This window comes from Erwinia sp. 2186, from assembly GCF_057812255.1.
Genome location: NZ_CM173824.1, coordinates 467,932 through 494,129, shown reverse-complemented (window position 1 = coordinate 494,129; position 26,198 = coordinate 467,932). Strand labels below are relative to the sequence as shown.

Genomic DNA, 26,198 nt, shown 5'->3' with positions numbered 1-26,198 from the left:
TCCCACCGTTTACAGGGCACCGGCTTGCCGGTGCCTTAGTCAGAATTTTCGTCACTGAGGTTTCAACATGTCTCAACGCCCAACCGTAAAAAGGGATTTTTCATTCAGTAATCCTGCGGTGCGCGCCTGGCTGTACCAGATCATTGCGATTGTCGTTGTTCTGGGTGTGGCGGGGTATCTGGTTCACAATACCGTCATTAACCTCGCAAGCCGCGGCATTACCTCCGGTTTTGGTTTCCTGGAACGTAGCGCTGGCTTTGGTATCGTTCAACATCTGATCGATTACAGCGAAGGTGATACCTATGCCCGGGTGTTTCTCGTTGGCTTAACCAACACTTTGCTGGTCTCTGCTCTTTGTATTGTCTTTGCCTCGCTCCTCGGCTTCTTTATTGGCCTTTCACGCTTATCCGACAACTGGCTGCTGCGGAAAATCTCGACGATCTATATCGAGACCTTCCGTAATATCCCGCCATTGTTGCAGATCTTCTTTTGGTACTTTGCCGTCTTACGCAACCTTCCGGGACCGCGTCAGGCAGCCAGTGCGTTTGATTTAGCCTTTGTCAGTAATCGGGGTCTCTATATTCCATGGCCACAGTACGCAGTGGGTACCTGGCCGTTTGTCATTGCGCTGTTGGTGGCGGTAGCAGGCACTGTTGCTCTGTTCCGCTACAACCGCACCTATCAGTTGAAAACCGGGCAGCTTCGCCGTACCTGGCCTGCCAGCGTGGCGATGGTGATTATCTTCCCGGTTATTGCGCATCTGACGTTTGGTGCCGCTATGCACTGGGACATTCCTCAACTTCGCGGCTTTAACTTCCGTGGCGGGTTTGCCCTGATCCCTGAGCTGGCAGCCTTAACGCTGGCCCTGTCGATCTATACCTCAACCTTTATCGCTGAAGTTATCCGCTCCGGCATCCAGTCCGTACCGTATGGTCAGCACGAAGCGGCACGTTCGCTGGGGATACCGAATCCGGTTACGCTGCGCCAGGTCATCATTCCTCAGGCCATGCGCGTGATAATCCCGCCATTGACCAGCCAGTATCTGAATATCGTGAAAAACTCCTCGCTCGCCGCAGCGATTGGCTATCCCGATATGGTTTCGCTGTTTGCAGGAACGGTGTTGAATCAGACTGGCCAGGCTATCGAGACTATCGCCATCACCATGGGTGTCTACCTGGTCATCAGCCTGCTGATTTCGCTGTTAATGAACATCTATAACCGCAAAATCCGCCTGATTGAGCGTTAAGATAACGGGATCAATATGACTTTAGCTACTCACGAAACCCCGCCCGTCCCGACGAATGCTTTTTCCCGCACCGTTAGTTGGGCAAGAAAAAATCTGTTCTCCAACTGGGGAAACTCTCTGCTGACCCTGTTTTGCATTTGGGTTATCTGGACGGTGATCCCGCCGGCGCTTAACTGGCTGGTCTTCCAGGCTAACTGGATTGGTACCACCCGCGCAGACTGTACTAAGGATGGCGCTTGCTGGGTGTTTATCCATGCCCGCTTTGGCCAGTTTATGTATGGGTTATATCCGCATGAACTGCGCTGGCGTATCAACCTGGCTCTGGTGATTGGCCTGCTTTCAATTCTGCCGATGTTCCTCAAAAGCATGCCGCGCCGTGGCCTGTACATCGCCGTTTGGGCGGTGGTTTATCCGATTGCTGTCTGGGTACTGCTATATGGCGGTTTCTTTGGGCTTGAGCGGGTAGAGACGCGTCAGTGGGGCGGATTAACGCTGACGCTGATTATTGCCTCCATCGGCATCGCCGGTGCCCTGCCGTTGGGGATTTTACTGGCTCTGGCAAGACGTTCCTCGATGCCGGTAGTGCGTGCCCTTTCAGTCATTTTTATCGAATTTTGGCGCGGCGTACCGCTGATCACCGTGTTGTTTATGTCTTCGGTGATGCTGCCGCTGTTTATGTCAGAGGGCAACAGCATTGATAAGCTGATCCGTGCGCTGGTTGGCGTGATCCTGTTCCAGTCAGCGTATGTTGCAGAAGTGGTTCGTGGTGGATTACAGGCGCTACCAAAAGGCCAGACTGAAGCCGCAGAGTCACTGGCGCTGGGCTACTGGAAGACACAGGGTCTGGTGATCCTGCCGCAGGCGTTAAAACTGGTGATCCCGGGTCTGGTGAACACCATCATTGCCCTGTTCAAAGATACCAGCCTGGTGATTATCATCGGTCTGTTTGACCTGTTCAGTAGCGTACAGCAAGCGACCGTCGACCCCGCGTGGTTGGGGATGTCGACTGAGGGCTATGTCTTTGCTGCACTGGTCTACTGGATTTTCTGTTTTAGCATGTCGCGCTATAGCCAGTATCTGGAGAAGCGTTTTCACACCGGGCGTACACCGCACTGAGGCTTAAAATGACCCAACCTATGAAACAATCCGACGACGCGATGATGATTACGCTCGAAAACGTGAACAAATGGTACGGCCAGTTCCACGTACTGAAAGATATCAACCTGCACGTTAAGCCGCGCGAGCGCATCGTGCTTTGCGGCCCTTCGGGTTCCGGTAAATCAACGACCATTCGTTGTATTAACCATCTCGAAGAGCATCAGCAGGGCCGTATTGTGGTTGATGGTATTCATCTCAATGACGATCTCCGCAATATTGAACGTGTGCGGACAGAAGTGGGGATGGTATTCCAACACTTTAATCTGTTCCCGCATCTGACTGTTTTGCAGAACTGCACGCTGGCGCCGATTTGGGTGCGTAAAACGCCGAAGAAAGAAGCTGAGGCACTGGCCATGCACTATCTGGAACGTGTTCGCATTTCAGAGCACGCCCATAAGTTTCCTGGACAGCTTTCCGGTGGACAGCAGCAGCGCGTGGCGATCGCACGATCGCTGTGTATGAAACCGAAAATCATGCTGTTTGATGAACCGACATCGGCACTGGATCCAGAGATGGTGAAAGAGGTGCTGGATACCATGATTGGTCTGGCTGAAGATGGTATGACAATGTTGTGTGTCACGCACGAGATGGGCTTTGCCCGTACCGTGGCTGACAGGGTGATCTTTATGGATCGTGGTGAGATCGTTGAGCAAGCGCCACCGCAAGAGTTCTTCTCCAATCCGAAGTCAGAACGTACCCGCGCGTTTCTTTCTCAGGTTATTCATTGAGTTAAGCACTGTTAAGTAGCCAACTGTATTAAACGCCCTGCCGACAGGCAGGGCTTTTTTATGCCCGCAGTGAGGGTATGGCCTATCAGGTAGGTGATTAGCATTGAGGGCGTGAGACGATTCTGGGTCCAGTGATAACTGGATTAAATATGGCGTCGTGCGGCAGCACGGCGTCTTTTTTTGTCTGGTTTTTGGGGTGGTTTGGAATTTTAGTGGCGGGTTTCGGCCGTTATCAGGCGGGCCTGGGGAATCCGGGAGCCGTTTTGAGGCGGGTTTTGCCTTTTTACGCACACAAAAAAGCCCCATGCTTTCGCATGAGGCTTGTCTGCTTAATTGATGCCTGGCAGTTCCCTACTCTCGCATGGGGAGACCCCACACTACCATCGGCGCTACGGCGTTTCACTTCTGAGTTCGGCATGGGGTCAGGTGGGACCACCGCGCTAAAGCCGCCAGGCAAATTCTGTTATTCACGCCGCCATAAGGCCGCGCAAATTTATCCGGTTCAAGCTGAAAATATCGTTCGTGTCTCTCAGACACCCACCAGAACGCTTCTGGTGTTGTAAGGTTAAGCCTCACGGGTCATTAGTACCGGTTAGCTCAACGCATCGCTGCGCTTACACACCCGGCCTATCAACGTCGTAGTCTTCAACGTCCCTTCAGGGGCCTTAAAGGCCCAGGGAAGATTCATCTCGAGGCAAGTTTCGCGCTTAGATGCTTTCAGCGCTTATCTTTTCCGCACTTAGCTACCGGGCAATGCCATTGGCATGACAACCCGAACACCAGTGGTGCGTTCACTCCGGTCCTCTCGTACTAGGAGCAACCCCTCTCAATCTTCCAGCGCCCACGGCAGATAGGGACCGAACTGTCTCACGACGTTCTAAACCCAGCTCGCGTACCACTTTAAACGGCGAACAGCCGTACCCTTGGGACCTACTTCAGCCCCAGGATGTGATGAGCCGACATCGAGGTGCCAAACACCGCCGTCGATATGAACTCTTGGGCGGTATCAGCCTGTTATCCCCGGAGTACCTTTTATCCGTTGAGCGATGGCCCTTCCATTCAGAACCACCGGATCACTATGACCTGCTTTCGCACCTGCTCGAGCCGTCACTCTCGCAGTCAAGCTAGCTTATGCCATTGCACTAACCTCACGATGTCCGACCGTGATTAGCTAACCTTCGTGCTCCTCCGTTACTCTTTAGGAGGAGACCGCCCCAGTCAAACTACCCACCAGACACTGTCCCCACGCCGGATCACGGCGCCAGGTTAGAACATCAAACGTTAAAGGGTGGTATTTCAAGGTTGGCTCCACGCAGACTGGCGTCCACGCTTCAAAGCCTCCCACCTATCCTACACATCAAGGTTCAATATTCAGTGTCAAGCTATAGTAAAGGTTCACGGGGTCTTTCCGTCTTGCCGCGGGTACACTGCATCTTCACAGCGAGTTCAATTTCACTGAGTCTCGGGTGGAGACAGCCTGGCCATCATTACGCCATTCGTGCAGGTCGGAACTTACCCGACAAGGAATTTCGCTACCTTAGGACCGTTATAGTTACGGCCGCCGTTTACCGGGGCTTCGATCAAGAGCTTCTCCTTGCGGATAACCCCATCAATTAACCTTCCGGCACCGGGCAGGCGTCACACCGTATACGTCCACTTTCGTGTTTGCACAGTGCTGTGTTTTTAATAAACAGTTGCAGCCAGCTGGTATCTTCGACTGGCTTCAGCTCCGGGAGCAAGTCCCTTCACCTACGCGCCAGCGTGCCTTCTCCCGAAGTTACGGCACCATTTTGCCTAGTTCCTTCACCCGAGTTCTCTCAAGCGCCTTGGTATTCTCTACCTGACCACCTGTGTCGGTTTGGGGTACGATTCCGTGTTACCTGATGCTTAGAGGCTTTTCCTGGAAGCAGGGCATTTGTTACTTCAGCACCGTAGTGCCTCGTCATCACACCTCAGCGTTAAAAGAGTTCCGGATTTACCTAAAACTCCCGCCTACATGCTTAAACCGGGACAACCGTCGCCCGGCTAACATAGCCTTCTCCGTCCCCCCTTCGCAGTAACACCGAGTACAGGAATATTAACCTGTTTCCCATCGACTACGCCTTTCGGCCTCGCCTTAGGGGTCGACTCACCCTGCCCCGATTAACGTTGGACAGGAACCCTTGGTCTTCCGGCGAGCGGGCTTTTCACCCGCTTTATCGTTACTTATGTCAGCATTCGCACTTCTGATACCTCCAGCAGACCTCACAGTCCACCTTCGACGGCTTACAGAACGCTCCCCTACCCAACAACGCATAAGCGTTGCTGCCGCAGCTTCGGTGCATGGTTTAGCCCCGTTACATCTTCCGCGCAGGCCGACTCGACCAGTGAGCTATTACGCTTTCTTTAAATGATGGCTGCTTCTAAGCCAACATCCTGGCTGTCTGTGCCTTCCCACATCGTTTCCCACTTAACCATGACTTTGGGACCTTAGCTGGCGGTCTGGGTTGTTTCCCTCTTCACGACGGACGTTAGCACCCGCCGTGTGTCTCCCGTGATAACATTCTTCGGTATTCGCAGTTTGCATCGGGTTGGTAAGCCGGGATGGCCCCCTAGCCGAAACAGTGCTCTACCCCCGAAGATGAGTTCACGAGGCGCTACCTAAATAGCTTTCGGGGAGAACCAGCTATCTCCCGGTTTGATTGGCCTTTCACCCCCAGCCACAAGTCATCCGCTAATTTTTCAACATTAGTCGGTTCGGTCCTCCAGTTAGTGTTACCCAACCTTCAACCTGCCCATGGCTAGATCACCGGGTTTCGGGTCTATACCCTGCAACTTAACGCCCAGTTAAGACTCGGTTTCCCTTCGGCTCCCCTATACGGTTAACCTTGCTACAGAATATAAGTCGCTGACCCATTATACAAAAGGTACGCAGTCACACCACGAAGGTGCTCCCACTGCTTGTACGTACACGGTTTCAGGTTCTGTTTCACTCCCCTCGCCGGGGTTCTTTTCGCCTTTCCCTCACGGTACTGGTTCACTATCGGTCAGTCAGGAGTATTTAGCCTTGGAGGATGGTCCCCCCATATTCAGACAGGATGTCACGTGTCCCGCCCTACTCATCGAACTCACAATAAGTGCATTTTTGTGTACGGGAGTATCACCCTGTACCCTGCGACTTTCCAGACGCTTCCACTAATGCACAAACTGATTCAGGTTCTGGGCTGTTCCCCGTTCGCTCGCCGCTACTGGGGGAATCTCGGTTGATTTCTTTTCCTCTGGGTACTTAGATGTTTCAGTTCCCCAGGTTCGCCTTGCAACACTATGTATTCATGTTGCAATGATGCACCAAAGTGCACCGGGTTTCCCCATTCGGGTATCGTCGGTTATTGCGGTTCATATCACCTTACCGACGCTTATCGCAGATTAGCACGCCCTTCATCGCCTCTGACTGCCTAGGCATCCACCGTGTACGCTTAGTCACTTAACCTCACAACCCACAAGCGTCCCGAAAGACACTGCTGTTGTAAGCATTTGAGAGACTCGAACATATCGTTGATTTCATTCTTATTACGGAGAATGAAAACGACATGTCGTTTCAATTTTCAGCTTGTTCCGGATTATTAAAGAGCATAATACTTCGCAGCACACCGTTGCCGGTACGCTCTGAAGTATTGTCAGAAAACTGCATGGTGGAGCTAAGCGGGATCGAACCGCTGACCTCCTGCGTGCAAGGCAGGCGCTCTCCCAGCTGAGCTATAGCCCCATACAGTTACTGCAGAGACCATCTACTACCACTCAACGTGAGTTCATCAGCCACCGTCAGGCGACAAATGTTAATTTTTGCTCAGGCAAGGCATGTTTTCGCGCCGCATAGTTCACTATGCAAGCCGGAAACATAACGCAGCATGAGTGAAAATTTGGTAGGCCTGAGTGGACTTGAACCACCGACCTCACCCTTATCAGGGGTGCGCTCTAACCACCTGAGCTACAAGCCTGTAGAGGTTTTTTCTGCTCGTTACTTTTCTATCAGACAATCTGTTGTGGACACTACGCGGGAAAGTATCTTCAGGTAAGGAGGTGATCCAACCGCAGGTTCCCCTACGGTTACCTTGTTACGACTTCACCCCAGTCATGAATCACAAAGTGGTAAGCGCCCTCCCGAAGGTTAAGCTACCTACTTCTTTTGCAACCCACTCCCATGGTGTGACGGGCGGTGTGTACAAGGCCCGGGAACGTATTCACCGTAGCATTCTGATCTACGATTACTAGCGATTCCGACTTCACGGAGTCGAGTTGCAGACTCCGATCCGGACTACGACGCACTTTGTGAGGTCCGCTTGCTCTCGCGAGTTCGCTTCTCTTTGTATGCGCCATTGTAGCACGTGTGTAGCCCTGGCCGTAAGGGCCATGATGACTTGACGTCATCCCCACCTTCCTCCGGTTTGTCACCGGCAGTCTCCTTTGAGTTCCCGACATTACTCGCTGGCAACAAAGGATAAGGGTTGCGCTCGTTGCGGGACTTAACCCAACATTTCACAACACGAGCTGACGACAGCCATGCAGCACCTGTCTCACGGTTCCCGAAGGCACTAAGGCATCTCTGCCGAATTCCGTGGATGTCAAGGCCAGGTAAGGTTCTTCGCGTTGCATCGAATTAAACCACATGCTCCACCGCTTGTGCGGGCCCCCGTCAATTCATTTGAGTTTTAACCTTGCGGCCGTACTCCCCAGGCGGTCGACTTAACGCGTTAGCTCCGGAAGCCACGCCTCAAGGGCACAACCTCCAAGTCGACATCGTTTACGGCGTGGACTACCAGGGTATCTAATCCTGTTTGCTCCCCACGCTTTCGCACCTGAGCGTCAGTCTTTGTCCAGGGGGCCGCCTTCGCCACCGGTATTCCTCCAGATCTCTACGCATTTCACCGCTACACCTGGAATTCTACCCCCCTCTACAAGACTCTAGCCTGCCAGTTTCAAATGCAGTTCCCAGGTTAAGCCCGGGGATTTCACATCTGACTTGACAGACCGCCTGCGTGCGCTTTACGCCCAGTAATTCCGATTAACGCTTGCACCCTCCGTATTACCGCGGCTGCTGGCACGGAGTTAGCCGGTGCTTCTTCTGCGGGTAACGTCAATCGATAAGGTTATTAACCTTATCGCCTTCCTCCCCGCTGAAAGTACTTTACAACCCGAAGGCCTTCTTCATACACGCGGCATGGCTGCATCAGGCTTGCGCCCATTGTGCAATATTCCCCACTGCTGCCTCCCGTAGGAGTCTGGACCGTGTCTCAGTTCCAGTGTGGCTGGTCATCCTCTCAGACCAGCTAGGGATCGTCGCCTAGGTGAGCCATTACCCCACCTACTAGCTAATCCCATCTGGGCACATCCGATGGTGTGAGGCCCGAAGGTCCCCCACTTTGGTCCGAAGACGTTATGCGGTATTAGCTACCGTTTCCAGTAGTTATCCCCCTCCATCAGGCAGTTTCCCAGACATTACTCACCCGTCCGCCACTCGTCACCCGAGAGCAAGCTCTCTGTGCTACCGTTCGACTTGCATGTGTTAGGCCTGCCGCCAGCGTTCAATCTGAGCCATGATCAAACTCTTCAATTAAAAGTTCGATTTGCTGAAACAAGTTCAGCGGTGCTCAAGTGTAAAACGTCATAATGAATTTCATTATGTGTTCACTCTTAAGGCTTGATATTTTTTTGCGCCTTGCGGCGCTGATATCAATCCTGCGAGTGCCCACACAGATTGTCTGATAAATTGTTAAAGAGCGTTGCGGTAAGTGCCTTGGCGCCTTACTGCGAGGTGGCGTATATTACGCTTTCCTCCTTCAGAGTCAACTTCTTTTTGGGAAGTTTTTCTCTGGCGATTCAGCTTCCTGAACCTCTGACCCGGTGACTCGTAAGCCGTTGTTCCGTGTCAGTGGATGCGCATTATAGGGATCCCATTTCAGAGCACAAGGCTTTTTTCGATCTTTCTATTTGGTTGCTGGATTTTCACGCTTTCCGCCGAGATCTCAGACGATCCGCACAAAATTACCGCAAAATCATCGACAGTTATTGATTGGTAAACCCCTGCAGCACTACCCTTCAGGGATCCTATTGCAGAGAGGTAGTTATGTCAGGGAACCTAAGATCGTTTAAAAACACCCGCCCGCAGCTCGGCCAGCGCGTAATGGTCGATGCTTCAAGCGTGGTGGTAGGCGAAGTGGACTTGCAGGACGATGTCAGTATCTGGCCACTGGTTGCCATCCGCGGGGATGTGAACCGTGTCGTGATCGGCAAACGCAGCAATATTCAGGACGGCAGTGTTTTGCACGTTACCCATAAGTCTTCTTATAACCCTGAAGGCAATCCGCTGATCGTCGGGGAAGATGTCACCGTTGGCCATAAAGCCATGTTGCATGGCTGCACCATTGGCAATCGGGTATTGGTAGGAATGGGATCTATTCTGCTGGATGGGGTAATAGTAGAAGACGATGTGATGATTGGGGCCGGAAGCCTGGTCCCTCCGGGTAAACGTCTGGTGAGTGGCTACCTTTATTTAGGAAGTCCGGTAAGGCAAGCTCGCAAACTGACAGAAGCTGAGGTGGCGGGTCTTCTCTACTCATCGAATAATTATGTCGGCTGGAAAGATGACTACCTTGCTCAGGAAAGCCAGACCCAACCCTGATCGTTTTCTTGCGCGTCTTTAATAGAGGCTTCCGCTTCATCTTCCAGATCCCAACGATGGGCAAGGAAACACGGCACTATTGCCAGCTCATTACCGTAGCGGCGAACCATCGTTTCGCCGCTGATCGCACAGGTAAGCAGGAAGCCATTCACCAGGGCTGGAAAACAAACCGCCTTTTCTGTCTCGTCCCACCATTCCCTGTCGGGAAACTGGATAGCCTGATTCACGCGCTGAGTTCTGACTTTAATACCGCAATGACCGGAGTAATATCGGGTAGCTTGCCGTGCCATAAAAAGAATGAGTGAGCCGCTTGCCCCACCAGCATTCCCAGACCATCTGCCATAGCCACAGCTCCATGCTGCTGGCACCAGTTCAGAAAAGGTGTCGTCGTAGCCAGGTAGAACATATCGTAACAACGGGTTTTTTCAGTGATCAGTGATGATGGCAATGCCGGAATATCCCCACCAATCCCGCTGGATGTGGCATTGATGATCAAATCAAAGTGTTCACCATCAAGTTGATCCATCGCTTTCGCCTGAATACCACCAGCGTGTTGGAATACTTCGGCGAGGATCTGCGCTTTAGATACCGTGCGGTTGGTAATGGTCAGTGAACAGCCAAACGACAATAAAGGAAGGATCACGCCACGAGCGGCACCTCCAGCCCCCACTAACAGAATACGATCGCCCGGTTTGATCAGATTCAGTCGTTCCAGATCCGTCAGCAAACCAATGCCGTCGGTGTTGTCACCTAACAGACGGCCATCCTCCAGTTTTTTCACCGTGTTGACGGCACCGGCCAGAGAAGCACGTTCAGTCAACTCATCGGCTCTCTCGTAAGCCTGCTCCTTGAATGGCAAGGTAACGTTGGCTCCTTTGCCACCCTGCGCCATAAACTCTGATAAGGAAGCAATGAACTCATCAACAGGCGCACAGATGCGACCATAAACATGAGAGATGCCGGTCTGCTCAGCAAAAAGCTGGTGAATACGCGGTGATTTGCTGTGATTGATCGGATTTCCGAAAACGGCAAAGGTGTGCATCTTATTTCCTGTTATCCCTGACGAATGAGTTCGCCGGTTAAAACATCACGAATCTCTGACGGATTCAGCCGACCGCCGGTATTTCCCAGAAAGACCGGGAAGTCAGACCCAAACTGCTGATGAACTTCAGCAGCAGTACGGCAGGGTTCAAGCCCGGTTAAATTCGCGCTGGTAGACACCAGCGGTTTACCAAAGCCCAAACAGAGACGCTGCACATCAGGATGGTCAGTGACTCTGACTGCCAGAGAATCAAAACGGCCAGTCAGCCAGCGAGGAGTTGAGGTGCGCGAAGGCATCACCCAGGTAACCGGGCCCGGCCACGAGGCGAACATCTTCTCTTTCTGCGCATCAGTAAGGCCGAGATCGTCGATGTAGGGCTGAAGCTGAGCATAATTTGCAGCGATAAGGATCAGCCCTTTCTCCACAGGCCGCTGCTTTAATGCCAACAAAGCCATTACCGCTGACTCACTGTCGGGATTGCACCCCAGGCCAAAAACAGCCTCGGTAGGATAGGCAATGACGGCATTTTGCCGAAGTTGGTGAATACAGGCTTCTACAGAACCTGGGACGGACTCATTCTTCACTGCTGGTTCCTGATGTTGCCGGCTTACCACAGGCTTTGCTGGCGCAATAACGCCGAAGACCGCGAGCCGTTTTTTTCTCTATTAAAAGCGGGAAATGACAAAACTCACATTCACCCTCGACTGGCGTGAAGTTCACCGCAAACTGGCAATCTGGATAGCGTTCGCATGCGTGGAAGGTTTTGCCATAGCGTGACCGCCGCTGAACCAGCTTTCCTTGATTGCACTGAGGGCAGGCAAGCGTCGTGGTATCGGGCTTATCGATAACTTCAGTATGTTCACATTCCGGGTAGCGGCTACAACCGACAAACATGCCGAATCGTCCCTGGCGTAAAACCAGTTCCGACTGACATTCAGGACAAAACTGTCCTTCCAGAACTTTGACTATGTTGCTATCTGCCTGACTTTTCAGGGGGCGAATGTAATCACACTCGGGATACTGCGAACAGCCGAGAAAAGCGCCGTGTTTGCCGGAGCGAATAACCAGTTCTGCCCCACATTGGGGGCAGGGTTCATTTTTTCGCACAGCGAAAAGCGCTGTTTTATTCATAACATTTCTTACACGAAGACGATCTTCAGTGCACTATTCCTTCGTTGACGTCGAAAAGAAGTTCTTCCATCTGTTGATAAGCGTTTTCACATCCTGGGATATTAAACAGCACCATCAGCACCACCCATTTGAGATCTTCAAGATCAAACTCGATAGTATCGAGGGCCATAATACGTTCGATGACCATTTCCCGGGTTTCAAGATTCAGCACCTGAATTTGCTCCAGGAACAAAATAAAGCCCCGACAGTTAGCATCTAAACGCTGACTCTCTTCCTCGGTGTAGATACGCATAGACAGCGGATCGGTAGCCAGCAGGATCGGAGCGACAAGTCCCTCCTGATAATCTGCGAGCTTTTCCAACCAGTTCAACGCATTATAAATATCTTCACGATGAAAACCGGCATCGGTTAAATCATCAGTCAATTTATCCTGATCAACGCGCATTTCTGCCTCGCTGTGGATATACGTTTCAAATAAGTACATTAGTACGTCGAACATGGCTTGCCCTCCTCAATCGGACATAGCCGCCGGGTACAGCTGCGATCCATCCTGCTAACTCCAACTCAAGCAGCTTAGCTACGATGGTTGGCACAGGTTGGCCGGCACGTTCAGCGACGACGTCAACAGGTGTAACCTCATCTCCTACGTTAGCCAACACATCAGCAAATGGCAATGGAGTATTGCCCTGCTGATGTGAATATATTGTTGAATTTGACGTATTGGACAACCATTTGAGGTCACTTTGCAGCTGTTCAAGGATGGAATGGGGATGTGCCGTTAATAACGCGCCCTGCTGAATCAACCAGTGAGTGCCTTCACTACCCGGATTGCCAATGGCGCCAGGCAAAGCATACACATCGCGATTTTGCTCTAAAGCCAGCTTCGCGGTCACCAACGAGCCGCTTTTTAATGTCGCCTCCACCACTAATACGCCCAGGCTCAAACCGCTGATGATACGATTACGCCGGGGAAAATTGTGCGCAACCGGCGAAGTGGATAATGGGAATTCAGAGATCACCGCACCACCACTTGCGATAATCTCCTTTGCCAGAGAGATATGCTGTCGGGGATAAAGGTGGTTCAGGCCGCTGCCCAATACCGCGAGGGTTTTCCCTCCAACCTCCAGTGCCGCACGATGAGCAATCCCATCTATTCCCAATGCCAGCCCAGAGGAGATAGTGATACCACTCAACGCCAATGTCTGAGCGAAATAGCTACCCCAATTTCTGCCATAAGGTGAACATCTACGGCTCCCCACGATAGCAATTTGCGGCGTGAGTAAAATGTCAGGGTCACCCGCAATGAAAAGCAGCGGCGGATAACTGGCAATATTTTTCAAACGTTCAGGATAGTTAGAATTGTCGCATGTCAGAAGATGGTGCTGAGGTTGCTCCAGCCAAAGAAGGGTTTCCTCCACAATCGTTGGATCATAGTTGAGAAAAGCCTGCCGTTGTTCGTCATTTAAGCCGGCGCGGATGAGATCTTTCTCTGCCACACTGGCCGTTTGCCGCAAGCAATCCACAACCCTTAATCGTTGCTGGTTGCGTATACCTATAACGCCGGAAAGACGTAACCAAATCTCCGTTGGTGTCATGATGCATCCCTGTAAATACTGAAAAGTCCCTAAGGCTAACGTAGCGGGAATGCTGTCAATCACCGACCGAAATGTCTACAATAAGAAAGATAAATATCTAATCCCTTGAACACAGATCTGGAAAGTTATGTCAGTTTTGCAGGTATTACATTTTCCTGACGAGCGCCTGCGCATCGTTGCGAAACCCGTTAAAGAAGTGAATGCCGATATTCAGCGCATCGTCGATGATATGTTTGAAACGATGTATGCCGAAGAAGGTATCGGGTTGGCGGCCACTCAGGTCGATATCCATCAGCGCATTATCGTGATTGACGTTTCTGAAAATCGCGAAGAACGTCTTGTGCTTATTAACCCGGAAATGCTGGAAAAAAGCGGCGAAACGGGAATTGAAGAGGGTTGCCTCTCCATTCCTGAACAGCGTGCACTGGTTCCCCGCGCTGAAAAAGTCAAAATCCGCGCGCTGGATCGTGAAGGAAACAGCTATGAGCTGGAAGCAGATGGTTTACTGGCTATCTGTATTCAACACGAAATGGATCATCTGGTCGGTAAACTGTTTATTGACTACCTGTCGCCGATGAAGCGCCAGCGTATCCGCCAGAAGCTGGAAAAACTTTATCGCCAGACTGCTCGCGATCAAAACGAGCCTGAATAAGGGAAAAGCGTGTCTGAAGCCCTGAATATTATCTTTGCCGGCACTCCAGACTTTGCAGCGCGTCATTTAGACGCGCTGTTGTCTTCTGGGCATAACGTTGTTGGCGTTTTTACGCAGCCAGACCGTCCGGCAGGCCGTGGAAATAAACTCACCGCCAGCCCGGTTAAGCAGCTGGCCGAGCAACACAATCTCCCGGTGTTCCAACCAAAATCCCTCCGACCGGAGGAAAACCAGCAGCTGGTTGCCGATTTACGCGCTGATGTGATGGTGGTCGTCGCCTATGGCTTGATCCTGCCAGCGCCGGTGTTGGCGATGCCACGTCTGGGTTGTATCAACGTGCACGGGTCGCTGCTGCCGAAATGGCGTGGCGCTGCGCCAATCCAACGCTCACTGTGGGCGGGAGATAGCGAAACCGGCGTGACGATTATGCAAATGGACGTCGGGCTGGATACGGGCGATATGTTGTATAAGCTTGCTTGCCCAATCGGGCCTGAAGATACCAGCGCCACGCTTTACAGCAAGCTGGCTGAACTGGGCCCTGAAGGTATGTTGGTCACCTTATCGCAACTGGCTGACGGCACTGCGAAGCCTGAAGTACAGGATGAAGCGCAGGTCAGCTATGCTGAGAAGCTAAGCAAGGAAGAAGCTAAGCTGGACTGGAGCCTTTCGGCTACCCAGCTGGAACGCTGCATCCGTGCCTTCAACCCGTGGCCTGTTAGCTATTTCACTGTCGATGACCAGCCAGTAAAAGTCTGGAAAGCGACCGTATTGCCTCACTCAGATCAACACCCCGGCAAGATCGTTCAGGCCGATAAAAACGGCATTCAGGTTGCTACCGCTGACGGTGTCCTGAACATTGAAGAACTGCAACCTGCCGGCAAAAAGCCGATGAAAGCGCAGGATCTGCTGAACTCCCGCCGAGAGTGGTTCACGCCGGGCAACATTCTTGCCTGATGCCTCGCCCGGTTTACAGCCGGGCTGATTTTGACTTGCGATCCCTATGAAAAAAAATACCAATTTGCGCAGCATTGCTGCCCAGACTATCGAAAAAGTGGTCGAGCAAGGCCAGTCGCTCAGTAACGTGCTGCCTGCTGCGCAGAAATCCGTGGCTGAGAAAGACGCGGCGCTGCTGCAAGAGCTTTGCTATGGCGTGTTGCGTACCCTTCCTCAACTGGAATGGATTATTGGCCAGCTGATGGAACGCCCGATGACGGGCAAACAACGTACTATTCACTTCCTGGTGATGGTTGGCCTTTATCAGCTGATCTTCACCCGTATTCCCGCTCATGCCGCGTTGGCAGAAACGGTTGAAGGTGCAATCTCCCTGAAACGACAGCAGTTTAAGGGATTGATTAACGGTGTATTGCGTCAATTCCAGCGTAAGCAGGACGAGTTGGTGCAGCAGATGAATGTAGGTGACCAGAAATACCTGCATCCGAAATGGCTGCTGGAAAGACTGAAGCGTGCGTGGCCGAATAACTGGGAAGCCATTGTTGAGGCCAATAATCAGCGGCCGCCAATGTGGCTGCGTGTTAATCGCCAACACCATAGCCGGGATGCCTGGCTGAAGCTGTTACAGGAAGCAGGCAAAGAAGCCGAGCCGCACCCACTGCATGCAGATGCTTTACGACTGGAGACGCCTTGCCCGGTGTCACAGCTGCCGGGATTTGATCAGGGCTGGGTGACGGTTCAGGATGCTTCTGCACAAGGATGCGTGGCGCTGTTGGATCCGCAAAATGGCGAATCTATTCTCGACCTTTGCGCCGCTCCGGGCGGCAAAACAACTCATATTCTTGAAGCAGCGCCACAGGCAACTGTGCTGGCGGTTGATATTGATGAGCAACGTCTGGCCAGGATTAACGAAAATCTGCTGCGTCTCAATATGACGGCAGAGGTAAAGGTCGGCGACGGTTGCCTTCCAGAAACATGGTGTGGCGACAAACAGTTTGACCGAATTCTGTTAGATGCCCCTTGCTCGGCAACCGGTGTTATCCGCCGTCATCCTGATATTAAATGGCTACGCCGCGATCGTGACATCCCTGAGCTTGCTGCTTTGCAGCAGCAGATCCTGGATGCTATCTGGCCGCATCTGAAGCCTGGCGGTACATTGCTGTATGCAACCTGCTCCATCCTGCCGGAAGAGAATCATCTGCAGGTTGCCGCTTTCCTTGAACGCCATGAAGATGCCATGCTGTCTGATACAGGCGATGCCAACCATCCGGGTCTGCAGGTCTTCCCTGCTCCACAGGATGGCGACGGCTTCTTCTATGCAAAATTACTAAAACGATAACTGCGCCGGCCGGGGACAAATTCCCGGCCAGGTTGACTCCCAACGAATCAGACTAAAGCAAAATGAAAATAATCATTCTTGGCGCCGGTCAGGTCGGTGGCACACTCGCCGAAAACCTGGTTGGTGAAAACAACGACATTACCGTCGTAGATACTGATTCGAATCGTCTGCGTCAGTTGCAGGACAAATTCGACCTGCGTGTCGTACAGGGGCACGGTTCACATCCTCGCGTATTACGTGAAGCGGGCGCCGAAGATGCCGATATGCTGGTTGCGGTGACCAATTCGGATGAAACGAATATGATCGCCTGTCAGATCGCCTACTCGCTGTTTAACACCCCCAACCGTATTGCCCGTATTCGTGCTCCGGACTACATCAGGGATGCGGAAAAACTGTTTGTCCCGGAAGCGATCCCAATCGATCATTTGATTTCGCCAGAGCAGTTAGTGATCGATAACATCTACCGGTTGATCGAGTACCCTGGGGCATTGCAGGTAGTGAATTTTGCAGAAGGCAAAGTGAGTCTCGCGGTTGTGAAGGCGTATTATGGCGGCCCGTTGGTCGGCAATGCGCTTGCCGTCATGCGCGAACATATGCCGCATATTGATACACGCGTAGCGGCTATCTTCCGTCAAGATCGTCCCATCCGTCCGCAAGGATCGACGATTGTAGAAGCCGGTGATGAAGTCTTCTTTATTGCTGCCAGCCAAAATATCCGGGCGGTGATGAGCGAATACCAGCGTCTGGAAAAACCGTACAAGCGCATTATGATCGTCGGCGGCGGTAATATTGGCTTTGGACTCGCCCAGCGGCTGGAAAAAGATTACAGCGTTAAACTGATCGAACGCGATCAGCAACGTGCAGCAGAGTTGGCAGAGCAGCTGCAAAACACCATCGTGTTTTATGGTGATGCTTCCGATCAAGAACTGCTTGAAGAAGAACACATCGATCAAATAGATCTGTTCATTGCCATCACCAATGACGACGAAGCCAACATTATGTCGGCTATGCTCGCCAAACGGATGGGCGCGAAAAAAGTAATGGTGCTCATCCAGCGTAAAGCCTATGTCGATCTGGTGCAGGGCAGCGTGATAGATATTGCCATCTCACCACAGCAGGCAACTATTTCCGCATTGCTGGGGCATGTCCGTAAGGCTGATATTGTCGGGGTTTCGTCATTACGCCGCGGTGTTGCAGAAGCCATTGAAGCCATCGCTCATGGTGATGAAACCACGTCGCGCGTCGTGGGCAGACTGATTAATGATATCAAACTGCCTCCAGGCACCATCATCGGCGCCGTTGTGCGGGGTAATGATGTCATGATCGCCAATGATAATTTGCGTATTGAGCAAGGCGATCACGTCATCATGTTCCTTACTGACAAGAAGTTTGTGCCCGATGTTGAACGCCTCTTCCAGCCGAGTCCGTTCTTCCTGTAGTTTCGCGCCGGCGGACTTTACTGCCGGCTGCTTTATTCCGGTGATAATTCATTTATTCACTCATCACCATGGAAAAAAACCAATCGTTTGTTAGACTTAACAATTGGCACAGGAAAGGAGATAACAATGAGTTTATTCAAAGAGTTTCGCGATTTTGCTATGCGCGGCAATGTTGTCGACCTGGCGGTCGGTGTCATTATCGGTGCAGCATTTGGTAAGATCGTTTCTTCTCTGGTGGCGAATATCATTATGCCACCGCTAGGGTTACTGATTGGTGGTGTTGATTTCAAATCGTTCAGCTGGATATTGAAGCCTGCAGAAGGCGAAACCCCAGCGGTTGTGATGCAATACGGTATTTTCCTTCAGACGGTATTTGATTTTGTGATCGTTGCCTTCGCAATCTTTATGGCGATCAAGGTAATGAACAAGTTGTATCAGAAAAAAGAAGTGGAAAAACCAGCGGCGAAACCAAGTGCAGAAGAGACGCTGTTAACGGAAATTCGCGATCTGCTCAAGCAGCAGAATGGCCAGCCATAATTCTGGCGTTGGCTGTAAAAAAACCGCTCCTGGCGGTTTTTTTTTGCCCTGAAAGCAGAAGGCCAGTCGTAAAGCTGTCTTTACCACTGGCCTCCCAGTTACCCTTCTTCGCGTGTTTGTCTTTACGCCGGAAGCTTCCTTTGCCTTTTTGATTCACTTCTATCCGAACTTTGAATAATGGATCGTGCAGTAACGCTTCAATCGCATTGTCGCGAATGACACCTTTCTTATGTTGATAACCTGACATGTGATTTTCCTTTAATGAATGACGGCATGAATATAGAACCCGTTGAATAAAAAATCAATCTGCTGCTGCAATTTCCCCCTTCTCCAGTGCCTCGAGGATTGAACAGTAAACGCTGCTGTGTGAAGTCCCGCAGCAGGCATCATTTAATCGCCGTAGTGAACGCTGCATATTCTCCAATTCGGCAATCATTCCTTCGACTTCCTGCAAGCGTGACTGGACGATGGTTTTAGATTCCTGGCAGGTATGATGCTCCGGATCAACGCGGATCGACAGTAGTTCCCGAATTGCTTCAAGACTAAAACCCAACTGTCTGCCATAACGAATAAACTTCAAACGCTGCAGATCCTTATCGCTATAAAGACGAAATCCGCCTTCAGTTCGAATTTCATGATCCATCATCTGCTGCTTTTCGTAGTAGCGGATGGTATCTGGCGTGACATCGGCCAGCTTCGCCAGTTGCCCAATTTTAAACATCACTCTTCTCCTTTGAACCGCTTATGAACGTGATTACGGTAGTCACCGCGCAGGAACGTAGTGCTCATACCCGCTTGTCTGAGTTTTAGTTCAAGTAAGACCAGACGCTTCGCATGCTGATTATAGCGATGGTCATCGGGCTCGAGCCCTGCAAGGAGTTGGTCAAGTTCGACCGCTTCACGACGCATTTCCAGCTCAGGTGGCAGATAGCCAGAATTTTTCATCAGACGATAGGCCGCGCGTAATTCAACTGGAACATGACTGTCATCATCCAGCTCAAGCTTTTTACCGCTGCCAGGCAGATCGTCCAGCTCACCGTTCTTTTGTGCTTCAGAGATATGTTGCTCTACCAGTCGATCAATAAGCCACATATTGGACTCGCTGAATGGAGAAGGAAGGGATAAGGATAACGCTTGAAAGGGCTGAGGGGAATTTTAGACATAAAAAAACCGGGCAAGCCCGGTTTTTCCGTAGTGCAACAGATTACTCTGCTACAGCTTCTGCTTGAGCTTCTGGACGATCAACGAGCTCGATGTAAGCCATCGGAGCGTTGTCACCAGCGCGGAAGCCACACTTCAGAATGCGAGTGTAACCACCTGCACGACTCGCAAAACGCGGGCCGAGCTCATTAAACAGTTTTGCCACGATCTCGTTATCACGAGTACGGGCGAATGCCAGACGACGATTAGCTACGCTATCGGTCTTGGCAAGAGTAATCAGCGGCTCAACTACGCGACGCAGCTCTTTCGCTTTTGGCAGGGTCGTCTTGATAATCTCGTGACGAACCAAAGAGCCAGCCATGTTGCGGAACATAGCCTGACGATGGCTGCTGTTGCGGTTCAGTTGACGACCACTCTTACGATGGCGCATGACCTTATCCTTCTCAGTGAAACCTTAACCTGTGATCGGTTTATTCATCAGCAATGCTAGCGGGTGGCCAGTTTTCCAGGCGCATGCCCAGAGACAGTCCACGCGAAGCCAGCACATCTTTAATCTCGGTAAGAGATTTTTTACCAAGGTTAGGCGTTTTAAGCAGCTCAACCTCAGTACGCTGTACCAGATCACCGATGTAGTGGATAGCTTCTGCCTTAAGGCAGTTAGCAGAGCGGACAGTCAATTCCAGATCGTCAACAGGGCGCAGCAAGATTGGATCGAATTCTGGCTTCTCTTCTTTAACTTCCGGCTGACGTACATCACGTAAGTCAACGAATGCTTCAAGTTGTTCTGCCAGGATGGTTGCCGCACGGCGGATCGCTTCTTCAGGATCTATAGTGCCGTTGGTTTCCATTTCGATGACCAGCTTGTCCAGGTCAGTACGCTGTTCAACACGCGCTGCTTCAACATTGTAGGCTATACGCTCTACAGGGCTGTAACAGGCGTCTACCAACAGACGACCGATCGGGCGCTCATCTTCTTCCGAATGAATTCGGGCAGAAGCCGGCACATAACCACGACCACGCTGAATTTTGATACGCATGCTAATCGCAGCATTCTCATCGGTCAGGTGGCAAATCACGTGCTGCGGCTTGACGACTTCGACATCACCATCATGGGTGATATCGGCTGCAGTTACAGGGCCAATGCCAGATTTATTCAAGGTGAGAATAACTTCATCTTTCCCCTGAACTCTTACCGCCAGCCCTTTCAGGTTGAGCAGGATTTCCAGGATATCTTCCTGTACGCCCTCTTTGGTGCTGTACTCATGTAGTACACCATCAATTTCAACCTCGGTCACCGCGCAACCCGGCATGGATGAAAGCAGAATACGGCGCAGTGCGTTACCAAGAGTATGGCCAAAGCCACGCTCTAAAGGCTCAAGGGTCACCTTGGCGTGCGTCGAACTCACTTGCTCGATATCTACCAGGCGCGGTTTTAGAAACTCTGTCACAGAACCCTGCATTGTGTCCTCTCTTTGGTACTAAGCTTTACTTGGAGTAAAGCTCGACGATCAGGTGTTCGTTAATGTCCGCAGACAGATCGGTACGTTCAGGAATACGTTTGAACACACCTTCCATCTTAGTCGCATCAACTTCCAGCCAGGTTGGCTTTTCACGCTGTTCAGCCAGCTCCAGAGCGGCTTTCACGCGAGACTGCTTTTTGGCTTTCTCACGGATGCTAACAACGTCATTCGGAGTTACCTGATAAGAAGCGATGCTGACAACGCGACCGTTTACCATGATAGATTTGTGGCTAACTAACTGACGTGATTCTGCACGAGTAGCGCCAAAGCCCATACGGTAAACAACGTTATCCAGACGACCTTCAAGCAGTGCTAACAGGTTTTCACCTGTGTTGCCTTTCAGACGAGCTGCTTCTTTATAATAGTTACGGAACTGACGCTCCAGCACGCCGTAGGTACGACGAACTTTCTGCTTTTCACGTAACTGCACACCATAATCAGACAGACGCGGTTTACGCGCACCGTGCTGACCAGGAGCTTGTTCAATCTTACACTTGGTATCAATCGCGCGAACGCCTGACTTCAAAAAGAGGTCGGTACCTTCGCGACGGCTCAGCTTGAGCTTAGGACCCAAATATCTTGCCATTTTCTTTCTCCAACATTCCTAAAAAACGGGCGTTATACGCGACGTTTTTTCGGCGGACGACAACCGTTGTGAGGGATCGGAGTCACATCAGTAATATTCGTGATGCGGAAACCAGCAGCGTTCAGAGCACGAATCGTTGATTCGCGGCCTGGACCTGGACCCTTAACCATAACTTCCAAGTTCTTAATACCGTAATCTTTCACGGCCTCTGCGCAACGCTCTGCAGCAACCTGCGCAGCGAATGGCGTAGACTTACGAGAACCACGGAAACCGGAACCACCGGCTGTTGCCCAACCCAGCGCATTACCCTGACGATCGGTAATAGTTACGATGGTGTTGTTAAAAGACGCATGGACATGAGCCACGCCATCAGAGACTTGCTTTCTTACACGCTTGCGTGCACGAACTGGTGCCTTTGCCATTATTCAATCACCCCGATTATTTCTTGATCGGTTTACGCGGACCCTTGCGGGTACGTGCGTTGGTCTTAGTACGCTGACCGCGAACTGGAAGACCACGACGATGACGTAAACCACGATAGCAGCCAAGGTCCATAAGACGCTTGATGCTCAGGGTGACTTCACGACGCAGATCGCCTTCAACAACAAACTTAGCTACTGCATCACGCAGAATATCGATTTGTTCTTCAGACAGCTCACTGATCTTAACATTTTCAGCGATTCCCGTAGTTGCACAGATAGACTGTGAACGGGTCTTACCGATGCCGAAGATTGCAGTTAATGCAATCACGGTATGTTTATGATCAGGAATGTTAATGCCTGCTATACGGGCCACTATGCACTCCTATTTAATTACTTATGCGTCCCATGCCGAAAAGCCCGTTTTCAGGATACTCAAATGGAAACGCATAGACATACAAAAGATTGGCTGGCTAATCTAGCCAGCTCAACCCGACTTTGCAAGAAAAATATTAGCCTTGACGCTGTTTATGCTTAGGCTCGGCGCTGCAAATAACACGAACGACACCTTCGCGGCGAACGATTTTGCAGTTACGACATAATTTCTTGACGGAAGCACGAACTTTCATTTTTACTCTCCGTAACTTCAGTAAGCGCCTGATTAACGGCCGTAGCCTTTCAGGTTTGCTTTCTTCAATGCAGACTCATACTGACTGGACATCATCAGAGTTTGCACTTGAGCCATAAAGTCCATGATGACAACCACTACGATCAGCAGTGATGTACCGCCGAAGTAGAATGGGACTTTCATCGCATCACGCATGAACTCCGGGATCAGGCAGATGAAAGTAATGTAGAGCGCGCCGACCAAAGTCAGGCGAGTCATTACTTTATCGATGTACTTCGCCGTCTGTTCTCCCGGACGAATTCCTGGTACAAATGCACCGGACTTCTTCAGGTTATCTGCTGTTTCACGCGGGTTGAACACCAGCGCTGTGTAGAAGAAACAGAAGAAGATGATTGCAGTCGCATAGAGTAGCACATAAAGCGGTTGTCCGGGCTGCAAATTCATCGAAATAGTCGTCAGCCAGTTCCAACCGGTACCGCCCCCGAACCAAGAAGCGATGGTCGCTGGGAACAGAATAATGCTGGAAGCAAAGATTGCTGGGATAACCCCGGCCATATTCACTTTCAACGGTAAATGTGTGCTCTGTGCAGCATAGACACGACGGCCTTGCTGACGTTTCGCATAGTTCACCACAATGCGGCGTTGACCACGCTCAACGTAAACAACGAAGAAGGTCACTGCAAATACGAGAACTGCAACCAACAGCAACAGGAGGAAGTGCAGGTCGCCTTGCCTTGCTTGCTCGATAGTATGGCCAACGGCCGGCGGCAATCCCGCAACAATACCAGCGAAGATTATGATTGAGATACCGTTGCCGATACCTCGCTCAGTAATCTGTTCACCCAGCCACATCAGGAACATTGTTCCGGTAACCAGGCTAACAACAGCGGTAAAGTAGAAAGCAAAGCCTGGGTTTAACACCAGGCCCTGCATTCCAGGCATATTCGGTAAACCGGTAGCAATACCGACAGACTGAAATATCCCTAATACCAACGTACCGTAACGGGTGTACTGGCTAATCTTACGACGGCCAGCCTCCCCTTCTTTCTTTATTTCAGCTAACGCTGGATGAACCACCGTCAGCAGCTGGATAATAATAGAGGCCGAAATGTACGGCATAATACCCAGGGCAAAGATAGAAGCACGGCTGAGGGCACCACCAGAGAACATGTTAAACATTTCAATGATGGTGCCACGCTGTTGCTCAAGCAGTTTGGCAAGTACAGTGGCATCGATACCAGGGATCGGAATAAAAGAACCAATTCGGAAAACAATCAGCGCACCAATAACAAACAGAAGTCTGCGTTTTAGTTCGCCAAAACCACCCTTGGCACTTTGAAAATCTAATCCTGGTTGCTTAGCCATCTGCTACTTATTCCTCAATTTTACCGCCAGCAGCTTCGATTGCAGCACGAGCGCCTTTAGTGACACGCAGACCGCGAACCGTTACCGGTGCAGAGACTTCGCCAGACAGAATAACTTTAGCGAATTCAATCTGAATTCCGATAATGTTGGCTGCTTTCAGCGTGTTCAGGTCGACGATTCCGCCTTCCACTTTCAGCAGGTCAGACAGACGAACTTCTGCCGTAACCATTGCTTTACGTGAGGTGAAACCGAATTTCGGCAGACGACGGTACAGAGGCATCTGGCCGCCTTCGAAACCGCGACGTACGCCACCGCCAGAACGTGAGTTCTGACCTTTGTGACCACGACCAGCGGTCTTGCCGAGGCCAGAACCAATACCACGACCAACACGCTTCGCAGCGTGTTTAGACCCTTCGGCCGGAGACAGAGTATTTAAACGCATCTGTTACTCCTCCACTTTAACCATGTACGAAATCGCGTTGACCATACCGCGTACAGCTGGCGTGTCTTCACGCTCTACGGTGTGGTTAATACGACGCAGACCCAGGCCAAGCAGCGTTGCCTTGTGTTTTGGCAAACGACCGATCGAACTGCGGGTTTGAGTAATCTTAATAGTCTTAGCCATGGTCATTACCCCAGAATGTCTTCAACGGATTTGCCACGCTTAGCAGCGACCATTTCTGGGGAATTCATGTTGCCCAGGCCATCCAGCGTTGCACGAACCACGTTAATCGGGTTAGTGGAACCGTAGGCTTTAGCCAAAACGTTATGAACCCCAGCGACTTCCAGGACGGCGCGCATTGCACCACCGGCAATAATACCGGTACCTTCAGAAGCCGGCATCATGAACACACGAGAACCTGTGTGCACACCTTTAACTGGGTGCTGCAGAGTACCGTTGTTCAACGCAACATTGATCATGTTGCGACGAGCTTTTTCCATAGCTTTCTGGATCGCTGCTGGAACTTCACGCGCTTTTCCGTAACCAAAACCGATACGACCGTTACCGTCGCCAACCACTGTCAATGCAGTGAAGGAGAAGATACGACCGCCTTTAACGGTTTTAGATACGCGATTTACCGCGATCAGCTTTTCCTGCAGTTCGCCAGCTTGTTTTTCGATGTGTGCCATCTTACACCTCTACCTTAGAACTGTAGGCCAGCTTCACGGGCAGCATCTGCCAGTGCCTGGACACGACCATGATATTGGAAACCAGAGCGGTCGAAAGAAACATTTTTGATGCCTTTTTCGATTGCGCGCTCAGCTACTGCTTTACCAACAGCTGCTGCGGCGTCTTTGTTTCCTGTGTACTTCAATTGCTCACCGATTGCTTTTTCTACAGTAGAAGCAGCAACCAGGATTTCAGAGCCGTTTGGAGCAATTACCTGTGCGTAAATATGACGCGGGGTACGATGTACCACCAGGCGAGTTGCACCAAGCTCTTTGAGCTTACGGCGTGCGCGGGTCGCACGACGGATACGAGCAGATTTCTTATCCATAGTGTTACCTTACTTCTTCTTAGCCTCTTTGGTACGCACGACTTCGTCGGCGTAACGAACACCCTTGCCTTTATAAGGCTCAGGACGACGGTAGGCGCGGAGATCTGCTGCTACCTGGCCAATCAGCTGTTTATCAGCGCCTTTCAGCACGATCTCAGTCTGAGTTGGACATTCAGCAGTAATTCCGGCTGGCAGCGCGTGGTCAACAGGGTGAGAGAAGCCCAGGGCCAAGCTCACAGAGTTGCCTTTAACGGCTGCACGATAACCTACACCAACCAGCTGTAACTTCTTAGAGAAGCCTTCGGTAACACCGATAACCATACCGTTCAACAATGCACGAGAAGTACCAGCCTGTGCCCAACCATCCGTGAAGCCTTCGCGCGGGGCGAAAGTCAGGGTGTTGTCAACATGCTTAACTTCTACAGCAGAGTTCAAAGTACGAGTCAGCTCGCCGTTTTTACCTTTAATCGAAATTACCTGACCGTCGAGTTTTACCTCTACGCCTGCAGGAATCACGACAGGTGCTTTAGCAACACGAGACATA

30 protein-coding genes, 2 tRNA genes and 3 rRNA genes are annotated in these 26,198 nt (G+C 51.2%); 9 read left to right on the top strand and 26 right to left on the bottom strand.

What is annotated here, in order from left to right:
- Positions 1-67: 67 nt before the first annotated feature.
- Genes ACXKZG_RS02345 through ACXKZG_RS02335 form a run of 3 tightly spaced genes read left to right on the top strand, consistent with a single transcriptional unit; the run spans position 68 to position 3,132 of the window.
- On the top strand, positions 68-1,246 hold the full coding sequence (locus ACXKZG_RS02345; protein WP_013204100.1) for an amino acid ABC transporter permease: 1,179 nt from the start codon (positions 68-70) through the stop codon (positions 1,244-1,246).
- A gap of 15 nt (positions 1,247-1,261) precedes the next feature.
- Positions 1,262-2,362 (top strand): amino acid ABC transporter permease, encoded by a 1,101-nt coding sequence (locus tag ACXKZG_RS02340; RefSeq protein WP_134822877.1) that lies wholly within the window; start codon positions 1,262-1,264, stop codon positions 2,360-2,362.
- Positions 2,363-2,370: 8 nt separating this feature from the next.
- Positions 2,371-3,132, top strand: a complete 762-nt coding sequence (locus ACXKZG_RS02335) for an amino acid ABC transporter ATP-binding protein (RefSeq protein ID WP_041692138.1) — start codon at positions 2,371-2,373, stop codon at positions 3,130-3,132.
- Between the two features lie 338 nt (positions 3,133-3,470).
- Here the strand turns inward: ACXKZG_RS02335 and rrf are convergent.
- The 5 genes from rrf to ACXKZG_RS02310 all read right to left on the bottom strand — a co-directional run bounded on the left by rrf (position 3,471) and on the right by ACXKZG_RS02310 (position 8,725).
- Positions 3,471-3,586, bottom strand: a 5S ribosomal RNA gene (gene rrf, locus ACXKZG_RS02330).
- A gap of 107 nt (positions 3,587-3,693) precedes the next feature.
- A 23S ribosomal RNA gene (locus ACXKZG_RS02325) occupies positions 3,694-6,601 on the bottom strand.
- 200 nt (positions 6,602-6,801) lie between these two features.
- Positions 6,802-6,877, bottom strand: a tRNA-Ala gene (locus ACXKZG_RS02320).
- 155 nt (positions 6,878-7,032) lie between these two features.
- A tRNA-Ile gene (locus ACXKZG_RS02315) sits at positions 7,033-7,109 on the bottom strand.
- 75 nt (positions 7,110-7,184) lie between these two features.
- Positions 7,185-8,725, bottom strand: a 16S ribosomal RNA gene (locus ACXKZG_RS02310).
- The 16S, 23S and 5S rRNA genes sit together here with 2 tRNA genes alongside, the layout of an rRNA operon.
- A 510-nt stretch (positions 8,726-9,235) precedes the next feature.
- Between ACXKZG_RS02310 and ACXKZG_RS02305 the strand changes: the two genes are divergently transcribed.
- Positions 9,236-9,790, top strand: a complete 555-nt coding sequence (locus ACXKZG_RS02305; protein WP_013204103.1) for a gamma carbonic anhydrase family protein — start codon at positions 9,236-9,238, stop codon at positions 9,788-9,790.
- Here ACXKZG_RS02305 and ACXKZG_RS02300 read toward each other — a convergent pair.
- The 6 genes from ACXKZG_RS02300 to dprA are packed head-to-tail and all read right to left on the bottom strand — an operon-like array spanning position 9,766 to position 13,558.
- A complete protein-coding gene (locus tag ACXKZG_RS02300) occupies positions 9,766-10,017 on the bottom strand; it encodes a DUF1488 family protein (RefSeq protein WP_041692139.1) in 252 nt (83 codons plus the stop codon). The genes ACXKZG_RS02305 and ACXKZG_RS02300 overlap by 25 nt on opposite strands.
- On the bottom strand, positions 10,014-10,832 hold the full coding sequence (gene aroE, locus ACXKZG_RS02295; protein WP_134822880.1) for a shikimate dehydrogenase: 819 nt from the start codon (positions 10,830-10,832) through the stop codon (positions 10,014-10,016). Before aroE ends, ACXKZG_RS02300 begins: the two co-directional genes overlap by 4 nt.
- Positions 10,833-10,843: 11 nt before the next feature.
- Positions 10,844-11,416: an L-threonylcarbamoyladenylate synthase type 1 TsaC gene (tsaC, locus tag ACXKZG_RS02290; protein ID WP_041692140.1), complete on the bottom strand. Its 573-nt coding sequence runs from the start codon at positions 11,414-11,416 to the stop codon at positions 10,844-10,846.
- Complete coding sequence (locus ACXKZG_RS02285; RefSeq protein ID WP_134822881.1) at positions 11,406-11,963, bottom strand: DNA topoisomerase family protein; 558 nt, start codon at positions 11,961-11,963, stop codon at positions 11,406-11,408. Before ACXKZG_RS02285 ends, tsaC begins: the two co-directional genes overlap by 11 nt.
- Positions 11,964-11,988: 25 nt before the next feature.
- Positions 11,989-12,462 carry a DUF494 family protein Smg gene (smg, locus tag ACXKZG_RS02280; protein ID WP_041692141.1) on the bottom strand — a complete coding sequence of 158 codons (474 nt, stop codon included), beginning with the start codon at positions 12,460-12,462 and terminating at the stop codon, positions 11,989-11,991.
- Positions 12,434-13,558, bottom strand: a complete 1,125-nt coding sequence (dprA, locus tag ACXKZG_RS02275; protein WP_013204108.1) for a DNA-protecting protein DprA — start codon at positions 13,556-13,558, stop codon at positions 12,434-12,436. The genes smg and dprA overlap by 29 nt, the downstream gene beginning before the upstream one ends.
- 127 nt (positions 13,559-13,685) lie before the next feature.
- Between dprA and def the strand changes: the two genes are divergently transcribed.
- From def to mscL, 5 genes are all read left to right on the top strand, one after another.
- Complete coding sequence (gene def, locus ACXKZG_RS02270) at positions 13,686-14,210, top strand: peptide deformylase (protein WP_013204109.1); 525 nt, start codon at positions 13,686-13,688, stop codon at positions 14,208-14,210.
- Positions 14,211-14,219: 9 nt separating this feature from the next.
- Positions 14,220-15,164, top strand: coding sequence for a methionyl-tRNA formyltransferase (gene fmt, locus ACXKZG_RS02265; RefSeq protein WP_134822883.1), 945 nt, complete (start codon positions 14,220-14,222; stop codon positions 15,162-15,164).
- A 46-nt stretch (positions 15,165-15,210) separates the two neighbouring features.
- Positions 15,211-16,500: a 16S rRNA (cytosine(967)-C(5))-methyltransferase RsmB gene (rsmB, locus tag ACXKZG_RS02260; RefSeq protein ID WP_471720898.1), complete on the top strand. Its 1,290-nt coding sequence runs from the start codon at positions 15,211-15,213 to the stop codon at positions 16,498-16,500.
- Between the two features lie 62 nt (positions 16,501-16,562).
- On the top strand, positions 16,563-17,939 hold the full coding sequence (gene trkA, locus ACXKZG_RS02255) for a Trk system potassium transporter TrkA (RefSeq protein WP_105760321.1): 1,377 nt from the start codon (positions 16,563-16,565) through the stop codon (positions 17,937-17,939).
- Positions 17,940-18,065: 126 nt separating this feature from the next.
- Complete coding sequence (mscL, locus tag ACXKZG_RS02250) at positions 18,066-18,476, top strand: large-conductance mechanosensitive channel protein MscL (RefSeq protein WP_013204113.1); 411 nt, start codon at positions 18,066-18,068, stop codon at positions 18,474-18,476.
- On the opposite strand, the gene ACXKZG_RS02245 is transcribed toward mscL, so the two are convergent.
- The 15 genes from ACXKZG_RS02245 to rplF form a co-directional block, all read right to left on the bottom strand.
- Positions 18,451-18,723: an alternative ribosome-rescue factor A gene (locus tag ACXKZG_RS02245; RefSeq protein ID WP_105760322.1), complete on the bottom strand. Its 273-nt coding sequence runs from the start codon at positions 18,721-18,723 to the stop codon at positions 18,451-18,453. The genes mscL and ACXKZG_RS02245 overlap by 26 nt on opposite strands.
- Before the next feature lie 54 nt (positions 18,724-18,777).
- On the bottom strand, positions 18,778-19,197 hold the full coding sequence (gene zntR / locus ACXKZG_RS02240; RefSeq protein ID WP_488875634.1) for a Zn(2+)-responsive transcriptional regulator: 420 nt from the start codon (positions 19,195-19,197) through the stop codon (positions 18,778-18,780).
- Positions 19,197-19,568: a DnaJ family domain-containing protein gene (locus tag ACXKZG_RS02235; RefSeq protein ID WP_488875633.1), complete on the bottom strand. Its 372-nt coding sequence runs from the start codon at positions 19,566-19,568 to the stop codon at positions 19,197-19,199. Before ACXKZG_RS02235 ends, zntR begins: the two co-directional genes overlap by 1 nt.
- Before the next feature lie 112 nt (positions 19,569-19,680).
- Entirely contained in the window at positions 19,681-20,067 is a 387-nt protein-coding gene (gene rplQ, locus ACXKZG_RS02230) for a 50S ribosomal protein L17 (protein WP_004160560.1), read from the bottom strand.
- 40 nt (positions 20,068-20,107) lie between these two features.
- Entirely contained in the window at positions 20,108-21,097 is a 990-nt protein-coding gene (locus ACXKZG_RS02225; RefSeq protein ID WP_013204116.1) for a DNA-directed RNA polymerase subunit alpha, read from the bottom strand.
- Positions 21,098-21,122: 25 nt separating this feature from the next.
- The gene (rpsD, locus tag ACXKZG_RS02220) at positions 21,123-21,743 is read right to left on the bottom strand and encodes a 30S ribosomal protein S4 (RefSeq protein ID WP_012442832.1); all 621 of its coding nucleotides are present in this window, start codon (positions 21,741-21,743) and stop codon (positions 21,123-21,125) included.
- Between the two features lie 32 nt (positions 21,744-21,775).
- Positions 21,776-22,165 carry a 30S ribosomal protein S11 gene (gene rpsK, locus ACXKZG_RS02215; RefSeq protein ID WP_004160563.1) on the bottom strand — a complete coding sequence of 130 codons (390 nt, stop codon included), beginning with the start codon at positions 22,163-22,165 and terminating at the stop codon, positions 21,776-21,778.
- 16 nt (positions 22,166-22,181) lie between these two features.
- Positions 22,182-22,538 (bottom strand): 30S ribosomal protein S13, encoded by a 357-nt coding sequence (gene rpsM / locus ACXKZG_RS02210; protein ID WP_013204117.1) that lies wholly within the window; start codon positions 22,536-22,538, stop codon positions 22,182-22,184.
- 136 nt (positions 22,539-22,674) lie between these two features.
- Positions 22,675-22,791: a 50S ribosomal protein L36 gene (rpmJ, locus tag ACXKZG_RS02205; RefSeq protein WP_013204118.1), complete on the bottom strand. Its 117-nt coding sequence runs from the start codon at positions 22,789-22,791 to the stop codon at positions 22,675-22,677.
- Between the two features lie 32 nt (positions 22,792-22,823).
- Positions 22,824-24,155 (bottom strand): preprotein translocase subunit SecY, encoded by a 1,332-nt coding sequence (gene secY, locus ACXKZG_RS02200; protein WP_013204119.1) that lies wholly within the window; start codon positions 24,153-24,155, stop codon positions 22,824-22,826.
- A 7-nt stretch (positions 24,156-24,162) separates the two neighbouring features.
- On the bottom strand, positions 24,163-24,597 hold the full coding sequence (rplO, locus tag ACXKZG_RS02195; RefSeq protein WP_013204120.1) for a 50S ribosomal protein L15: 435 nt from the start codon (positions 24,595-24,597) through the stop codon (positions 24,163-24,165).
- Between the two features lie 3 nt (positions 24,598-24,600).
- On the bottom strand, positions 24,601-24,780 hold the full coding sequence (gene rpmD, locus ACXKZG_RS02190) for a 50S ribosomal protein L30 (protein WP_004160569.1): 180 nt from the start codon (positions 24,778-24,780) through the stop codon (positions 24,601-24,603).
- A gap of 5 nt (positions 24,781-24,785) precedes the next feature.
- Positions 24,786-25,286, bottom strand: coding sequence for a 30S ribosomal protein S5 (gene rpsE / locus ACXKZG_RS02185; RefSeq protein WP_013204121.1), 501 nt, complete (start codon positions 25,284-25,286; stop codon positions 24,786-24,788).
- 14 nt (positions 25,287-25,300) lie between these two features.
- Positions 25,301-25,654 carry a 50S ribosomal protein L18 gene (gene rplR / locus ACXKZG_RS02180; protein WP_013204122.1) on the bottom strand — a complete coding sequence of 118 codons (354 nt, stop codon included), beginning with the start codon at positions 25,652-25,654 and terminating at the stop codon, positions 25,301-25,303.
- Positions 25,655-25,663: 9 nt separating this feature from the next.
- A complete protein-coding gene (gene rplF, locus ACXKZG_RS02175) occupies positions 25,664-26,197 on the bottom strand; it encodes a 50S ribosomal protein L6 (protein WP_013204123.1) in 534 nt (177 codons plus the stop codon).
- Between the last annotated feature and the right edge of the window lies 1 nt (position 26,198).

What these genes read in the sequence shown, in the direction of transcription:
- dprA (WP_013204108.1), bottom strand. Translation starts at nt 13,558, where the DNA reads ATGACACCAACGGAGATTTGGTTACGTCTTTCCGGCGTTATAGGTATA.
- rpsE (WP_013204121.1), bottom strand. Translation starts at nt 25,286, where the DNA reads ATGGCACACATCGAAAAACAAGCTGGCGAACTGCAGGAAAAGCTGATC.
- rplR (WP_013204122.1), bottom strand. Translation starts at nt 25,654, where the DNA reads ATGGATAAGAAATCTGCTCGTATCCGTCGTGCGACCCGCGCACGCCGT.
- smg (WP_041692141.1), bottom strand. Translation starts at nt 12,462, where the DNA reads ATGTTCGACGTACTAATGTACTTATTTGAAACGTATATCCACAGCGAG.
- trkA (WP_105760321.1), top strand. Translation starts at nt 16,563, where the DNA reads ATGAAAATAATCATTCTTGGCGCCGGTCAGGTCGGTGGCACACTCGCC.
- rplF (WP_013204123.1), bottom strand. Translation starts at nt 26,197, where the DNA reads ATGTCTCGTGTTGCTAAAGCACCTGTCGTGATTCCTGCAGGCGTAGAG.
- zntR (WP_488875634.1), bottom strand. Translation starts at nt 19,197, where the DNA reads ATGTTTAAAATTGGGCAACTGGCGAAGCTGGCCGATGTCACGCCAGAT.
- rpsD (WP_012442832.1), bottom strand. Translation starts at nt 21,743, where the DNA reads ATGGCAAGATATTTGGGTCCTAAGCTCAAGCTGAGCCGTCGCGAAGGT.
- rsmB (WP_471720898.1), top strand. Translation starts at nt 15,211, where the DNA reads ATGAAAAAAAATACCAATTTGCGCAGCATTGCTGCCCAGACTATCGAA.
- ACXKZG_RS02235 (WP_488875633.1), bottom strand. Translation starts at nt 19,568, where the DNA reads ATGTGGCTTATTGATCGACTGGTAGAGCAACATATCTCTGAAGCACAA.
- ACXKZG_RS02340 (WP_134822877.1), top strand. Translation starts at nt 1,262, where the DNA reads ATGACTTTAGCTACTCACGAAACCCCGCCCGTCCCGACGAATGCTTTT.
- ACXKZG_RS02345 (WP_013204100.1), top strand. Translation starts at nt 68, where the DNA reads ATGTCTCAACGCCCAACCGTAAAAAGGGATTTTTCATTCAGTAATCCT.
- aroE (WP_134822880.1), bottom strand. Translation starts at nt 10,832, where the DNA reads ATGCACACCTTTGCCGTTTTCGGAAATCCGATCAATCACAGCAAATCA.
- def (WP_013204109.1), top strand. Translation starts at nt 13,686, where the DNA reads ATGTCAGTTTTGCAGGTATTACATTTTCCTGACGAGCGCCTGCGCATC.
- ACXKZG_RS02245 (WP_105760322.1), bottom strand. Translation starts at nt 18,723, where the DNA reads ATGTCAGGTTATCAACATAAGAAAGGTGTCATTCGCGACAATGCGATT.
- secY (WP_013204119.1), bottom strand. Translation starts at nt 24,155, where the DNA reads ATGGCTAAGCAACCAGGATTAGATTTTCAAAGTGCCAAGGGTGGTTTT.
- rpmD (WP_004160569.1), bottom strand. Translation starts at nt 24,780, where the DNA reads ATGGCTAAGACTATTAAGATTACTCAAACCCGCAGTTCGATCGGTCGT.
- ACXKZG_RS02225 (WP_013204116.1), bottom strand. Translation starts at nt 21,097, where the DNA reads ATGCAGGGTTCTGTGACAGAGTTTCTAAAACCGCGCCTGGTAGATATC.
- ACXKZG_RS02335 (WP_041692138.1), top strand. Translation starts at nt 2,371, where the DNA reads ATGACCCAACCTATGAAACAATCCGACGACGCGATGATGATTACGCTC.
- rplO (WP_013204120.1), bottom strand. Translation starts at nt 24,597, where the DNA reads ATGCGTTTAAATACTCTGTCTCCGGCCGAAGGGTCTAAACACGCTGCG.
- rpmJ (WP_013204118.1), bottom strand. Translation starts at nt 22,791, where the DNA reads ATGAAAGTTCGTGCTTCCGTCAAGAAATTATGTCGTAACTGCAAAATC.
- ACXKZG_RS02305 (WP_013204103.1), top strand. Translation starts at nt 9,236, where the DNA reads ATGTCAGGGAACCTAAGATCGTTTAAAAACACCCGCCCGCAGCTCGGC.
- rpsK (WP_004160563.1), bottom strand. Translation starts at nt 22,165, where the DNA reads ATGGCAAAGGCACCAGTTCGTGCACGCAAGCGTGTAAGAAAGCAAGTC.
- rplQ (WP_004160560.1), bottom strand. Translation starts at nt 20,067, where the DNA reads ATGCGCCATCGTAAGAGTGGTCGTCAACTGAACCGCAACAGCAGCCAT.
- ACXKZG_RS02285 (WP_134822881.1), bottom strand. Translation starts at nt 11,963, where the DNA reads ATGAATAAAACAGCGCTTTTCGCTGTGCGAAAAAATGAACCCTGCCCC.
- mscL (WP_013204113.1), top strand. Translation starts at nt 18,066, where the DNA reads ATGAGTTTATTCAAAGAGTTTCGCGATTTTGCTATGCGCGGCAATGTT.